This window comes from Ruegeria sp. AH12 (assembly GCF_056541465.1).
The window spans coordinates 170545-185060 of sequence record NZ_JBQFYL010000004.1 but is presented as its reverse complement, the minus strand read 5'-3'; the positions used below and the strand labels follow the sequence as shown (position 1 = coordinate 185060).

The 14516-nt window shown below is 56.6% G+C and carries 14 protein-coding genes; 9 read left to right on the top strand and 5 right to left on the bottom strand.

Annotated elements, in window-relative coordinates:
* Positions 1-263 precede the first annotated feature (263 nt).
* Genes pgeF through lgt form a run of 3 tightly spaced genes read right to left on the bottom strand, consistent with a single transcriptional unit; the run spans position 264 to position 2970 of the window.
* The gene (gene pgeF / locus ACR0EL_RS09720; RefSeq protein ID WP_480499644.1) at positions 264-1022 is read right to left on the bottom strand and encodes a peptidoglycan editing factor PgeF; all 759 of its coding nucleotides are present in this window, start codon (positions 1020-1022) and stop codon (positions 264-266) included.
* On the bottom strand, positions 1019-2086 hold the full coding sequence (locus ACR0EL_RS09715; protein ID WP_480499643.1) for a class I SAM-dependent methyltransferase: 1068 nt from the start codon (positions 2084-2086) through the stop codon (positions 1019-1021). The genes pgeF and ACR0EL_RS09715 overlap by 4 nt, the downstream gene beginning before the upstream one ends.
* Positions 2083-2970: a prolipoprotein diacylglyceryl transferase gene (lgt, locus tag ACR0EL_RS09710; protein ID WP_480499642.1), complete on the bottom strand. Its 888-nt coding sequence runs from the start codon at positions 2968-2970 to the stop codon at positions 2083-2085. Before lgt ends, ACR0EL_RS09715 begins: the two co-directional genes overlap by 4 nt.
* Before the next feature lie 97 nt (positions 2971-3067).
* On the opposite strand from lgt, the gene ACR0EL_RS09705 reads away from it, so the two are divergent.
* The 4 genes from ACR0EL_RS09705 (at position 3068) to ACR0EL_RS09690 (ending at position 5314) form a co-directional block, all read left to right on the top strand.
* Positions 3068-3316, top strand: a complete 249-nt coding sequence (locus tag ACR0EL_RS09705) for an accessory factor UbiK family protein (protein WP_170536281.1) — start codon at positions 3068-3070, stop codon at positions 3314-3316.
* 311 nt (positions 3317-3627) lie between these two features.
* Entirely contained in the window at positions 3628-4128 is a 501-nt protein-coding gene (locus ACR0EL_RS09700; protein WP_170536283.1) for a type III secretion system chaperone family protein, read from the top strand.
* 39 nt (positions 4129-4167) lie between these two features.
* Entirely contained in the window at positions 4168-4983 is an 816-nt protein-coding gene (gene proC, locus ACR0EL_RS09695) for a pyrroline-5-carboxylate reductase (RefSeq protein ID WP_480499640.1), read from the top strand.
* Positions 4976-5314, top strand: coding sequence for a tRNA-binding protein (locus tag ACR0EL_RS09690; protein ID WP_480499639.1), 339 nt, complete (start codon positions 4976-4978; stop codon positions 5312-5314). Before proC ends, ACR0EL_RS09690 begins: the two co-directional genes overlap by 8 nt.
* Before the next feature lie 25 nt (positions 5315-5339).
* On the opposite strand, the gene ACR0EL_RS09685 is transcribed toward ACR0EL_RS09690, so the two are convergent.
* Complete coding sequence (locus ACR0EL_RS09685; RefSeq protein WP_480499637.1) at positions 5340-5918, bottom strand: thymidine kinase; 579 nt, start codon at positions 5916-5918, stop codon at positions 5340-5342.
* A 361-nt stretch (positions 5919-6279) separates the two neighbouring features.
* Between ACR0EL_RS09685 and ACR0EL_RS09680 the strand changes: the two genes are divergently transcribed.
* Positions 6280-6741, top strand: coding sequence for a hypothetical protein (locus ACR0EL_RS09680; protein ID WP_170536584.1), 462 nt, complete (start codon positions 6280-6282; stop codon positions 6739-6741).
* A 118-nt stretch (positions 6742-6859) separates the two neighbouring features.
* Positions 6860-8653: a hypothetical protein gene (locus ACR0EL_RS09675; protein ID WP_480499636.1), complete on the top strand. Its 1794-nt coding sequence runs from the start codon at positions 6860-6862 to the stop codon at positions 8651-8653.
* Here the strand turns inward: ACR0EL_RS09675 and ACR0EL_RS09670 are convergent, their stop codons facing one another.
* Positions 8654-9778 (bottom strand): beta-ketoacyl-ACP synthase III, encoded by a 1125-nt coding sequence (locus tag ACR0EL_RS09670; protein WP_480499635.1) that lies wholly within the window; start codon positions 9776-9778, stop codon positions 8654-8656.
* Between the two features lie 222 nt (positions 9779-10000).
* Here ACR0EL_RS09670 and ACR0EL_RS09665 point away from each other — a divergent pair, with 222 nt between their 5' ends.
* From ACR0EL_RS09665 to ACR0EL_RS09655, 3 genes are read left to right on the top strand one after another with little or no spacing between them, the layout of a single operon-like run.
* Positions 10001-10411 (top strand): MarR family winged helix-turn-helix transcriptional regulator, encoded by a 411-nt coding sequence (locus tag ACR0EL_RS09665; protein WP_480499634.1) that lies wholly within the window; start codon positions 10001-10003, stop codon positions 10409-10411.
* Complete coding sequence (locus tag ACR0EL_RS09660; protein WP_480499633.1) at positions 10408-11445, top strand: efflux RND transporter periplasmic adaptor subunit; 1038 nt, start codon at positions 10408-10410, stop codon at positions 11443-11445. The genes ACR0EL_RS09665 and ACR0EL_RS09660 overlap by 4 nt, the downstream gene beginning before the upstream one ends.
* 11 nt (positions 11446-11456) lie before the next feature.
* Positions 11457-14507, top strand: coding sequence for an efflux RND transporter permease subunit (locus ACR0EL_RS09655; protein WP_480499632.1), 3051 nt, complete (start codon positions 11457-11459; stop codon positions 14505-14507).
* Positions 14508-14516: the final 9 nt, after the last annotated feature.

Below are 14516 nucleotides of genomic sequence, written 5' to 3'. Positions count from 1 at the left end.
ATCCTGTATTGACAGGGCTTACTGCCCTTTTTCCCTTATGCCACCAAGATCACGCCGTTTTGCGGCAGAGTTGTGGCTTATCCGGGATAAAATCAGGACTGAAAGTGAAGTTTGGCAACTCCTCCAACTTGAAGCGCCAGAGCCCACTTGTGTGGACGTCAGGTAACGATCTGAACACTGGCAAAAACACTACGATTCTGCCTTCAGATAAACACAATGATTGTGGCGGAAAGGTGGCGGTTTCGCCTTAATTGGAACTATTTCTATAACCGGATCGCAGAAATCAAACGTCCGTAATCCGCTTCTTTCGAATGGGTTGCGCGTCTGTAAGAATAGAACCGGTCAGGGTCGGAATAGGTGCAATGCCTGGTCCATTCGGCTTGGCCAACGCCAGCCCGGCGCAGCCGGTGAAGCCCAAATGCTGGCAGGTCAAATTGCATCCGATCTTCCTGCCCATTTGCAAAGAAACGGCTGTTATCCGGGGACTCTGCCAGAAAATCATCCAGAAATTCCGGCCCGACTTCGTAGGCGCGCTGCGAGATGGATGGCCCGATTACCGCGCGGATGTTTGCACGTTGCGCCCCCAACGCCTCCATCGCGTCAAGCGTTGCTTCCAGCACCCCGTCCAGCGCCCCGCGCCAACCGGCGTGGGCGGCACCGATAACCTCAGCCTCCGGATCGGCAAACAGAACCGGTTGGCAATCGGCGGTCAGTATGGTCAGCGCAAGATCGGGGGTCGCGGTAACAATTGCATCAGCTTTGGGTTTCTCACCCTGAATCGGTGCATCAATTGTCAGAACGGTTGGTGAATGGACCTGATGAATGCCAATCAGCCGTTCAGGCGCCACTTCCATGGCCGCCGCGACCCTGTTCCGGTTCAGGGCAACCGCTTGTGTCTGGTCCGACGATCCGTGCCCGCAATTCAAACCGGCAAAAATACCAGAGGAAGCGCCGCCCCGTCGTGTAAAGAACCCGTGCCGCACGGGCGACAGCATGTCGGAGGTCAAGATTTCCAGTGTCATGGCTCCAGTCCCGGCGGTGGTGCTGATTGTGCAGGGTACAGGCCCAGCACTTTGAACAGGTTTCCCATTTCATCAGGATGCGTCAACCGGCGATGTGCGCTGATAAGGCGTTTCTGCTCTGGCACGTTCAGGTTTCTTATCAATGCCTGCGCGCGTGTGGTGATCCCCAATCGTTCCAGAAACACGCCTTGTGGCGTCAGCCGGGTATGCGCGCATCCTGAAGCACGGGCGGCCATTGCCGGCCGCTCAAAATCGACATGCGCGGTCAGATCGGATTGCCCCGGATCGTCCAATGGTCTGGTTTTCTCATGCGCCTTAACGGCTTGCAGCGTATCGCCCAGCGAGCGCCAATCGCCGTAGTCGATGATCAAAGCCAATCCGCCATGGGAGGCGATGCAATTGGCGATATCCGTCACGATCGGGGTTGCGGTCGCGCACAGTTCGACAAGGTCGCCATCCTTGGTGTCGCCAAGCCTGTCGTTTAAGGCAATCTGAGGCGCATTAGGTCCCAGACCGAATGCAAGACCGTCTTCAGTCACGCCAATCCGTCGTTCACGCCAACCTTCGCCCTCTCGGATGAACTGGCGAATGGGCAGGGCGTCAAAGAACTCATTGGCGACCAAGTACAGGGGCTGTTCGGGCAGTTCGGTGGCGGTACCGATCCAGTTGGGCGTGTACTGGCCCAGCGTTTTCGCCTGAACCTGTCTAAGCGCGGGCGAAGCTTCGACCAGATAAATCTGCGCTGCTTCGCGAAATCCTGGAACCTGCAGGGTGGCGCGCAGGATATCGGACATCAAAGTCCCGCGTCCGGGGCCTAGCTCGGCCAGTGTAAACGGGCTTGGGCATCCCTGATCCATCCAGCTTTGTGCAAGTGACAGACCGATCAGTTCCCCAAACATCTGGCTGATCTCGGGGGCGGTAATGAAATCCCCTTCCGCCCCAAACGGGTCGCGCGTGTTGTAGTAACCCAGCGTGGGATGCAGCAGGCATTCGGACATGAAGTCAGCCACGCTCATTGGGCCGTCATGGTGAATGCGACCGATCAGATGGTCCTTTAGCGTCATGCCACCCGCCGGGCACGCAGAGCAAACCACAGACCAATAGCGATCATGGGAAGCGATAATGCCTGACCCATTGTCAGACCGTAGCCTCCGACATGCCAGGCCAGGCCCAAGGGGTTGCCGGGTGAGACGAACTGAGCATCCGGTTGCCGAAAGAATTCGACAATGAACCGTGAGGCGCCATAGCCCGCAAGGAATACGCCCATGATCAGGCCGGGTTTTCGAAAGGCACCGCGGCGATAGACCAGCCACAGAAGTACGGCACCCAAGATCAACCCTTCAAGCGCGGCTTCATAAAGCTGCGATGGATGACGCGCGCAAAAGCCCGCAACGACGCCGGGGCAATCCTGCGCGGCAGTGCCGGGGAAGATCACAGCCCAAGGCAGCTCACTCGGGCGGCCCCATAATTCGGCATTGGTAAAATTGGCCAGACGTCCCAGCAATAGCCCGGGCGGCACTGTATAGGCCACCAGATCGCCCAACGACAGGATCGGTAGGGCATGACGACGCGCACAGAGGTAAGACGCAAGAATAACCCCCAACAGACCGCCATGAAAGGCCATACCACCTTGCCAGACCTTAAGAATATCCACCGGGTGCGTTAGGTAGTAGGCTGGTTGATAAAACAGAACGAAACCAAGGCGCCCACCGAGGATGACGCCTAGAATGATCCAGGTCATCAGGTCCTCCAGCTGTTCGGGCTGCATCGGCGGTGCATTGTTGCGCCACAACGCAGGTCGCCGCAAGGCAATGATAGCCATACGCCAGGCAATCAGAATACCAGCGATATAGGCCAGCGCGTACCACCTCAGGGCGAATTCCATCCCGAATAGAGAGATCGAGAAGAGTTCGGGCGACAGATCGGGGAAATTCAGAACAGCCTGCATGTGCGTCTCATTGCCCGGGGTTTGCATGGCAAGTCAACCTTGAGCCTGCGCCAAACATTCCCCATATAGAGAACAACAGCGCTATTGGAGTAAAGCCATGCAAACCCGCAACAAGATCCTCGACGATGTCTCTCAGTTGATGACCAACGCCATGGGCGTGGCGCAGGGCGCACGGGAAGAGGCCGAGAACGCGATGAAATCAATGCTGGACCGCTGGTTGGCAGACCGGGATTTCGTAACGCGGGAAGAGTTTGATGCGGTGCGCGCGATGGCTCAGAAAGCGCGTGAGGAGAACACGGCGCTCGAAGCCCGCATAGCCGCGCTTGAGGCGAAACAGGACAAGTAACGCCCACACGTTTGATTTTCTGAAAACACCGAGCACCGCGCAGACCTTTCCCGGTTTGTGCGGTGTTGTGCATCTTGCCGCCTTGCAGGATTTAATCAAGACAAAGCTGCATCCAACGCCAATATTTTGATCGTCGTTGCCAGCTGTCCACAACTTATTGCTGTTATCCCCAAGAAATAGGGTTGCCAGAACTCGCCTCGCGTCGCACCATATTTAGTACAGGCCTACGGGGGAAGCCCGGCTTGTAGAGCAGGCAACTAGCGCTGGGGCGCTGCCAGCCCCAACATGCTAGAGATTAGTGAGGTGGCATTATGGCCCTTTCCGAGCAGTTTCTCGAAGAAGACCTTCATCCAATCGATATTGTTGAACACCTGGCCGAACATCACGACTGGGATTTTGATCGTATTGGGGACGATCAGATTGCTATGGCGGTTGAAGGGCAGTGGCGGACATATTCGATCACGTTGGCCTGGTCGAACTATGACGAAACACTGCGCATGGTCTGTTCGTTCGAGATGGAACCCCCATCCGAGCGTGAGAGCGAGCTTTATGAACTGCTGAACAAGATGAATGATCAGTGCTGGGCCGGTGCATTCACCTACTGGGCAAACCAGAAACTGATGGTCTACCGTTATGGCCTGGTTCTGGCTGGTGGCCAGATGGCCAGCCCGGATCAGATCAACACCATGATCTCAGCTGCGGTCATGAGCGCTGAACGCTACTACCCCGCAATTCAACTGGTCACATGGGGCAATCGCGATCCGGAAGATGCGATACAGGTTGCCATTGCAGAGGCATACGGCCGGGCGTAAAGCTTTGCCCCGAACCGATATGTAAGGGGAGGGGCAATCATGGACATGTCGCGCGTGGCCGAAAACGGCCTGGTGCTTTTGGGTTGCGGAAAGATGGGGTCCGCGATGTTGGCGGGTTGGCTGGAACACGGTCTGCCCGCTTCATCCGTTTGGGTGATCGATCCTTATCCCTCAGATTGGCTGCGGGCGCAGGGCGTTCATATCAACACTACATTGCCGAACGCGCCTGCTGTTGTTCTGGTTGCCGTTAAACCGCAGATGATGGGGGATGCTCTGCCTGCCATTCAGGTGCTGGGCGGTGGTGGCAGCCTGTTCGTGTCTGTCGCCGCGGGTACGTCGATTGCAACATTCGAGAGTGTTTTGGGCGCAGGCACCCCGATCATTCGCGCCATGCCCAACACACCGGCGGCGATCCGGCGGGGGATCACGGCGATGATTGGCAATGCGCATGTAAGCGAGGAGGACCTGAACCTGGCCGAGGACCTTCTTGCTGCGATTGGCGAAACCGTCCGACTGTCGGAAGAGGCGCAGATTGATGCGGTCACCGGTGTCAGCGGTTCAGGTCCGGCCTATGTGTTCCATTTGATTGAAACACTGGCGGCTGCGGGTGCAGCGCAAGGGTTGCCGGATGATCTGGCCATGAAACTGGCGAAGTCCACGGTTGCCGGGGCAGGGGCGCTTGCCATCGCTGCCGAAGACGACCCGACGCAGCTACGCGTCAACGTCACCTCACCCGACGGCACCACTCAGGCTGCGCTTGAGGTGTTGATGGACGAAGAGGATGGCTTCCCCGATCTTCTTCACCGCGCGGTCAAAGCTGCGACCGATCGGTCGAAGGAATTGTCTCGTGCCTGAAATCAGCTTTGATGACTTTCTGAAAGTAGATATCCGGGTTGGTGAGGTTATCCGTGCCGAACCATATCCCGAAGCCCGCAAGCCCGCGATCAAGATGTGGATCGATTTTGGTGATGAGATTGGTGAGCGGAAAACCTCGGCCCAGATCACAGCCCATTACGATCCCGCCACTTTGGTGGGCAAACAGGTCATGGCCGTGGTCAATTTTCCGCCGCGCCAGATTGGCAAATTTATGTCCGAAGTGCTGGTGCTGGGTCTGCCCGACGAAAGCGGTGAGATCATGTTGATCGGACCGGATGGAAATGTTCCTCTGGGCGGCCGTATGCACTGAACACACTTTGAGTCGGCTCTAGACCCTAGTCGCCGACAGCCTCGCGCCAGTGTTTGCGGCAAAGTGAGACATAGGTCTCATTCCCGCCGATCTGCACCTGCGCGCCTTCCATGATGGCATTGCCGTTCGCGTCCTGACGAATCACCATTGTGGCTTTGCGCCCGCATTTGCAGATGGTGCGAACCTCGCGCATTTCATCGGCCAGGGCCAACAGTGCGGCAGAGCCGGGAAACAACTTGCCCTGAAAGTCGACGCGCAGCCCGTAGGCCAGAACCGGGACATTCAGGTCATCGACCGCGCGGGCCAGTTGCCAGACTTGATCTTCAGACAAAAACTGAGCCTCATCAATGAAGACACAAGCGACGGCGCCGCGTTTCAAGCGGGCATCAATCATCACAAACACATCATCATCGGGCCGAAAGGTGTCTGCCTGTTCCGAAATCCCGATACGCGATGCGATACGGCCTTGACCGGCGCGCCCGTCAACGGCTGCCGTCATCAAATAAGTTTCCATGCCGCGCTCACGATAGTTGTGCGAGGCCTGCAGTAACACGGTCGATTTGCCCGCGTTCATGGTTGAATAGTTAAAATACAGCTTTGCCATGGGCCGGGTCTAAATCGCATCGGCGGACGGAACAAGGCTTCAGAAAAACACCTGAAAGAATAGACGCCGCCATTGCAGTTGCAAAGGTCGAGCACAGGCTCTTTGGGGATGGAACCCATGCGCCTACAACAGCGACGCTATCGGCCTTCATTAGGCCTGAACAGCGTGAGACCCAATAATCTTGCCTCACGTTCACTCGTTACCGGCAGGAACTGCCGCCACTCACTCACAAAATCCCCCGCATATCTGAGGGATAGCCAATGTATGACATTTCAATTATGACTCTGTTATGGGAAATTTCCCGGCGCTTTCCCCCAATTTGAGCGGTGGAAGAGCGGATGCAGGTAACAAAGGTAAAACAATGGCAGATATCGGGGCTTATCTGAAGAAACACACCGAGGCGCTGGTCAAAGACGTCGGAATCGAGGCGGCCTGCGAGATCACCGGAAAATCCAAGGCCACACTTGGCCGGTATTATTCCGACAACGCGGAACATGCCGACCGGTTCATGCCCGTGGATGCGGTCGCCCGACTTGAAAACGCCGCATCCTATCCGCATGTCACCTCGGCGTTGGCTGATCTCAAAAACATCACACTGTCCTATGATGGACGGAACACTGATGCCCCTCGTACGGGCGGCGTAAACTCGGATGTCATCGCACTGAGCCAGCGTTTTGCGATGCTGATGACAGAATACCAGGCCGCTATCGAAGACGGTATCATCACCGTGAACGAGGCCAAGCGTTTGCTGAAAGAAACCAGCCTTCTGCAACAGGTCCTGATCGAGATGAAGCTGCATCTGGAAGAAGAAAGCGTCAGCTGAGTAAGGGGCGACCCCCCGTGATGCGCCAAGGCTCTGGTGCGGATGCCTGGTGCCTCAATTCCGTCATTTCTGGTGGATATGAAAGCGACCAAGGCAGGTCGGTCAAAGGCAATCCAAAATGAACACACGGCATGAGGCGTATAGCATCCTGTCCGACAGGTTGGTTTTCCGCCTGTACTGGTTTGCTTTGGTGATCCTTGTCGCCTTGATGACTTTGGCGGGCCCGATTGATGGGCCGGATGATTTCATGCGCTGGGTCTCGGTTCAGGATCTGCGAAACGGGCAGGGGTGGTTCGATCCCTATCAGCATCGTTTGGGTCTAGGCGAAGGGACGCTGATGCATTGGTCCCGGTTCGTGGATGCACCGATTTTGGCACTATATGAATTCGGCGCTTTGTTCCTGCCGTCTGAAGCCGCCTTTGCGGTTACCGGCTTTGTCTGGCCTACCTTGCTGGCGGGTCTCACCCTTTGGGCTTTTGCAGCCACAGGCGGCGCGTTGGGCGAGCGTGAAGGGGCGGTTGCAGCGCTGCTTTTTGGCGTTTTGGCCCTGCTGAACTCAGGCAAGTTCGATCAGTATTCCTTTGATCACCACGGTTTGCAGATTCTGCTGTTTGCGGCAGCACTGATGTTCTTTGCACAACGGCTAGACAGGCGGTACGCCGGCTTGTGGTTGGGTGCGTGTCTGGCACTGTCCCTGTCGATCGGCACTGAGTCGCTGGCGCAGATTTCCTTGATCGCAGTTTTTGCGGCGCTCGACTGGGCCCTAACGGGGGCCGAGGCCCGGCGCACAACCATCGCGATGTGCCTTGGGATTTTGGCGAGTTTGTCGGTGGCAATCCTTGTGACGGCCAGCCGCACCAGTTTCTTCTATCCAGGCTGCGATGCTCTGACGCTCAGCGTCGCATTGCCACTTAGCCTGGCAGCGCTGGGATTGTTTGTTGCAGCTGCCTTAACTTCTCAAAGCGCTGTCTGGGGGCGTTTCACAAGCCTTGTGTTGGTTGCAGCCGTCGCGGTGTTCGCGGCGTATGTTTATGCACCCTATTGTCTTGGAAACCCAATTGATCAAATGCCGCTGGCCATCAGGCAATTCTGGCTTAGCCAGATCACCGAATCTCAGAACGTTCTGATGGTCCTGCAAAGACATGCAGGTGAGACGATTGCCCTGATCCTGATCTCGATTTTCCTGATCCTTGCATCTGTGATGTTCATCCGAAGGAGCGATGCGAAAATTGAATACACACTGTTTCTGAGCCTGATTGCTGCGGGGCTTGTTCTGTTCTTGTATCAGTCCCGACTGATGACGTTCCTCACCATGTCACTGGTCGCCGTACAGGCGCAGGTCTTGGCCGTGATGTATCGCAGATACAGGGCCGAGGGCCGCTCGGCCCTTGGGATTCTGATGATTCTGTTTGTCGTCTTCATGTCACCGAAAACGGGTTCCGCGATTGAGGATCGTGTTGCGCCCCAAACGGCCTCGGACGAACCGGGGGCTGAGCAAACAGCGGCACCGGCTTTTGAATGTAACACCCAGCAGGCCATTCTTCCGCTGCAGGAGCTTGAGCCGGGTTTCATCCTCGCTGATTTCGACTATGCCGCTCAGATCCTGCGATACACGGATCATTCGGTCTTGGCGGGGAACTATCACCGGAACAAGGCCGGTATGCTGGCACAGATTGATCTGTTCCGGTCCGAATCGACCGATGCTGGTCCGCGCCTCAGCGAACTGGGCGTGGACTACATTCTGATCTGCAAGTCCCATCCTCGGGCTGAGTACTGGTCCAGCGTCTCGGATGGCGTTGGGTTCCCGGCAGGTATGATCCAGGACAAGTTGCCAGAAAACGTGGTGGAGATACCTACCAGCGCTGACGCGGTGTTCCAGATTTTCCGCGTGACAGATGTGCCAGGACCCTAGTCAGATGTGGCGTTTCACGATCACCGATCCGACCGAATAGCCAGCGCCAAACGAACAGATCAGGCCGATATCTCCGTCTTCCAAATCGTCCGAATGCTTTGAGAACGCGATAATCGAACCGGCAGATGATGTGTTGGCGTAATCCTGAAGGATGTTGGGCTGCTCATCCGCTTCCGGCTCACGGCCCAGAACCTTTTTGCCGATAAAATCGTTCATGGTCTTGTTGGCCTGATGCAACCAAAGACGTTTGAGGTCTTCGCTGCCAACGCCTTCGGCGCTCATGTGATCGCTTATATGTTTGCTGACCATTGGCAGCACTTCTTTGAAGACTTTGCGCCCGTTCTGCATGAACTGCATGTCGCGGCGATCATCCATCCCGTCGGGGCGCGAACGGCGCAGAAAGCCGTTGTTGTTGCGAATGTTGTTGGAAAATGCCGTGGCGCAGCGGGTCGAGAGAATCTCGAAATGAGGCCCTTGTGCGTCCTCGATCCGTTCGATCAGAGTTGCCGTTGCCACGTCGCCGAAGATGAAGTGGCAATCTCGATCTCGCCATTCCAGATGACCCGAACATATCTCGGGATTCACCACCAGCGCAGCCCGAATTGAACCAGACCGCACCATGTCAGCCGCGGCTTGAATGCCGAATGTGGCCGATGAGCAGGCGACATTCATGTCGAACCCGAACCCGTCAATGCCCAGGGCTTGTTGGATTTCAATCGCAACCGCGGGATAGGCCCGTTCGTGGTTTGAAGCCGCGCAAATGACCAGATCGACATCCGCAGCCGTGCGCCCGGCCTGCGCCAGTGCTTTGTTGCAAGCGTCGATGGCCATTTCCGTCATGATACCCGGTTCATCATCGCTGCGCTGACGCAGTGCTGGGTACATCTTGTCCGGATCAAGGACGCCGGTCTTGTCCATGACATAGCGGTTTTCGATGCCAGAGGCCTTTACGATGAACTCTTCCGAGGAATGCTGCATCGGTTCCAATTCACCATTAGCAATGGCTTCGGCGTTTTCGGCGTTCTGCTTATCAGCATAGGCGTTGAACGCTTGAACAAGCTCAGCGTTGGTGATGACGTTTTCTGGCGTGAAAACACCAGTACCGGTGATGGCGGGCGTATGCATGACGGGTCCTGAAAGTTTCGAATCCGCCTAAAATGCAGTCACCAGGGGTTTTGATCAAGGGGAGTTGACCCAAGGGAATGAGCGCGAGCTTGCCTTAGCGCAGCTTCATAACTTGAATAGTTCAGATAATGAAGTATATGGCGACCACCTAAGTGGAGAAATCCTTTGTCAGAAGATGTCAGCGAAAGACTTTGCCGCCTGAGTCCTGAAATTCAGTCCATAATGGGGGTCTATGCCCTGTACTGGAAACTGGAAGAGGCGTTTGAGAGCATCGAAACAGAGCTGAGCCATCCCGAATGCCACATGTTGATCAAGCTGGATCAACCCAAGCGTATGGGCGTTCTAGCGGCTGATATGCTGACCGTTCCGTCCACGATCACGGCGACGGCAGATGCGCTGGAGAAGTCGGGGTACCTCAAGCGGGAGCGTGACCCAATGGATCGGCGCGCCTGGTTGTTAGTTTTGACCCCGAAAGGCGAAGATGCCCGAAACATGCTGGTCGCCGAAGCCGGGGCATTGTTCCATCGTGCCTCGGGTCTGAATGCGGACGAAACCGCTCAATTTGCGCAACTGGCGCATAAAATCCGTGATACCATTCTGAAAACGGGAATTCCCGAGGGACTGAAGAAATGAAATTGCTGACTTCTCTGGGCCTTGCCCTGACTGTTCTTTCGTCGCCACTGGCTGCACAAGATGTCGCCAAGCCAGTTAAGTTGATGCTGGTGCAGGAGACGATGCCGGGGTTTTCACGCCAGTTCTTCGGGCGCGTCGCGGCGCGGCAGACCGTCGATCTGGCCTTTCAGGTGTCAGGTCAGATTGTCGAAATGCCGGTCACCGAAGGGTTTGTCATCCCCAAGGGCCAGCTGATTGCGCGCCTTGATCAGGAACCCTTTCAGCTGCGTTTGGATCGGGCAAAGCTGCAAAAGGAACAGGCAGACCGGACCGAAGCCCGCTTGTCACGCCTGCGCGGAACAACTGCCAGCCAGGTTGCCGTCGATGACGCCGTGACTGACGCCCAGTTGGCGGCTATCGCCCTTCGCGATGCGGAATACGAGCTGGAACATGCAACCCTAACCGCTCCCTTCGATGCGCTGGTGTCCAGCCGTGCGGTCGAAGCCTTTACAACTGTCTCGTCGGGTACGCCCATTGTGCGGATCCACGATATGTCCGAGCTGCGGATCGAAGTAGATGTGCCGGAAATCCTATTTCAGCGTACCGGGCAGCAGGATGACATTGTCCTGACCGCGAAGTTCCCGGTCAGCGATGAAGTGTTTCCTTTGGAGATTCGCGAATTTGATGCCGAATCCTCCAGCGTCGGGCAGACCTTTCGCATTCAGTTCGGCCTGACCCCACCTGAGGGTCTGCAGATTCTACCTGGGTCCTCTGTGACCGTGACTGCGCAGGTACAGGATCACAATCGGGGCATTACAATTCCCGCAACCGCTATTGTCGCTGACGCCAGCGGCGCGCTCTCAGTGATGGTGTTTTCCCCTGCTGGCGCCGATGAGGGCACCGTGCGCCGTGTGCCCGTTACAATCGAGCCAACCCAGTCGGGCGATGTTCGGGTGCTGACAGGCTTGTCCAGCGGCGACGAGATTGTCGTCGCGGGAGGGGCTGTGCTGAAAGATGGTCAGGCGGTGCGCCGCTTTACCGGCTTCGCCAACTGAGGGGCTGAGATATGAACATCGCGCGCGCCTCGATTGACCGGCCAATCTATACGTGGCTGATCATCCTCATTGCCTTGTTCGGTGGTATCTGGGGGTTTCTGTCATTGGGTCGCTTGGAAGACCCGGCCTTTACCATCAAAAACGCCGTTATTGTCACGCAGTACCCTGGTGCGACGGCCGAACAGGTGGCGCTGGAAGTGTCCGAGCCCCTTGAATCGGCCATTCAGCAGATGGGTGAGGTGGACACGATCACGTCAGTTAATCAGCCCGGGCGATCCCTGATCGAGGTTGAGATCAAATCCACCTATGATGGCACCGAGCTACCCGCCGTCTGGACCCGATTGCGTGCCAAGATACGCGATGCGGCGCGTGGGCTGCCCTCGGGGGTCGACCAGCCCTTCGTCAATGACGGTTTTGGGGATGTGTTCGGTCTGTTCTATGCGGTCACAGCCGAGGGGTTTTCGGACGCAGAAAAGCATGAACTGGCGACCTTTCTGAGGCGCGAATTGCTGACCGTGTCTGGCGTTGCGGATGTCGAGGTTCAAGGCTTGCCGCAAGAGGCGATATTTATCGAGCCCGATCTTGCGATTTCTGTCAATCAGAACGTTCCGATTCAGGCGATTAACGAGGCGATTTCCAACGCCGATTCCGTCAACGCATCGGGGTCGGTGCGGTCAGCCGATGATCGCACCACGATTCTAACGGCCGAAGGGTCTGACAGCGTGTCCGCTATCGCCGGGCTATCGGTTGGTTCGCAGGGGCAGGTGATTAACCTGTTTGATATGTCCAACGTCTACCGCGCGCGGCAGACCGACCCTGACGTAATCATCCGGTTTGACGGGGTCGAGGCCTTTACGTTGGGTGTGGCGGGTCTGTCGACCGAAAACATCGTCGAAGTCGGCAAACGCGTAGACGCAAAATTTGCTGAGCTTGATATCGCGATCCCCTATGGTGTCGACATCCTGCCGATCTATCAGCAGCATGTTGTGGTCGAGCAGGCATCCAATGACTTTCTGGTGAACCTAGCGATGTCGGTAGCCATCGTGGTTGCCGTGTTGGGCCTGTTCATGGGCTGGCGGGCCGCCGTTGTTGTTGGGTCGACTCTGTTGCTGACTGTGGTCGGCACGCTGCTTTTTATGGCGTTGTTCTCGATTGAGATGGAGAGGATTTCGCTTGGCGCATTGATCATTGCGATGGGGATGCTGGTCGACAACGCCATCGTTGTCGCCGAGGGGATGCAGATTGCCATGCTGCGTGGCAAACCCTCTCGCGATGCGGCGGAAGAGGTCGCTTCAAAAACGCAAATACCGCTGCTTGGTGCGACGGTCATCGGGATCATGGCCTTTGCCGGTATCGGCCTGAGTTCGGACGCAACCGGAGAGTTCCTTTTCTCGCTATTCGCGGTGATTGGGATCTCACTTCTGCTCAGCTGGGTGTTGGCGATCACAGTGACACCAATGTTGGGGCACTATTTCTTCAAACAGGGTGCAGAGGGGGACGTAGACGCTTATGGCGGGATTCTGTTCCGAATCTACGGATCGATCCTGCGCGGTGCATTGCGGTTGAGGTGGCTGGTTGTTGTTGGGTTGGTTGCAGTCACTGTCGCATGCTACGCCGGTTTTGGGCTTGTAAAGCAACAGTTTTTCCCGGATTCGAATACACCGCTGTTCTTCGTGCACTACAAACTGCCGCAAGGTACAACCGTCGCCCGTACCGCCGAAGACATGGCCGTGTTCGAAGAGTGGTTGAATGAACGGGATGATGTCGTTTCGGTCACAACCTTTGTCGGGCAGGGGGCTACGCGGTTTATGCTGACCTATTCGGCAGAGGACCCGAACCCAAGCTATGGTCATATGATCATCCGTACCGAAACGCTGGAGGACATCCCGCTGTTGCAGGCTGATCTGGAAGAGTTTGGCTCTGTCCAGTTCCCCGAAGGTGAGTTCCGGACCAAGCGGCTGGTCTTTGGACCTGGCGGCGGCGACCCGATCCAGGCACGTTTTTCGGGCAGCGACCCGGTGATCCTGCGGCAACTGGCAGACGAAGCGGTGCAGCGCATGGCGTCCACTTCGCCGAATGCGTTGAACATCTCTCATGACTGGCGCGAGCAAGAGCTTGCGATACAACCGATCTATGCGACCGAACGGGCGCAGACGGCTGGGGTGACGCGGGAAGACATCGCAGCGACCTTGCAGTTCTCAACCGACGGGATCACGGGCGGCGTGCTACGTGAGCGAGACCGCCTGATCCCGATTATCCTGCGTCGCCCGGCCGATGGCGAATATTCGATCGTCGATCAGGTGGTATATTCCGATCAATCGCAGCGTTTTGTTCCGATCGAACAGATGGTGGATGGTTTTGAATACCGTTCGCTGAACACTTTGGTCCACCGGCGCGATCGTGTTCTAACCATCACGGTCGGCGCCGACATTCCGCCCGGCTTCACGGCAGCTCAGGTGCATTCTGAGGTTCGAGATGCGATTGAGGCTATTGATCTGCCACCTGGATACAAAATGGAATGGGGCGGCGAGTTTGAGAACTCTCGTGATGCGCAAGAAAGCCTCGGGCGGCAACTGCCGCTCAGCTTATTGATCATGGTACTGATCTCAGTTCTGTTGTTCAACGCGATCCGTCAACCGATCATTATCTGGCTGTTGGTACCGATGTCCGTGAACGGAGTGGTGATTGGCCTGTTGGGCACCGGGTTGCCCTTCACCTTTACCGCGCTTTTGGGTCTGCTGAGCCTGTCGGGGATGCTGATCAAGAATGGCATTGTACTGGTTGAGGAAATCGATCTGGTCCGCGCAACCGGCAAACCGTTACAGGACTCGATCATCGAAGCCTCAATCTCGCGTCTGCGCCCGGTCATGCTGGCCGCGATCACCACGATTCTGGGCATGGCCCCGCTACTGACAGATGCGTTCTTTGTATCGATGGCGGTGACGATTATGGGTGGTCTTGCCTTTGCTACCGTCTTGACGATGGTCGCCGCACCCGTGTTCTACATGCTGTTTTTCAAGCGGGATGAGCGGCTTCAGGCGGCCGAGCAATCCGCTGCTTAAATGAAAAAC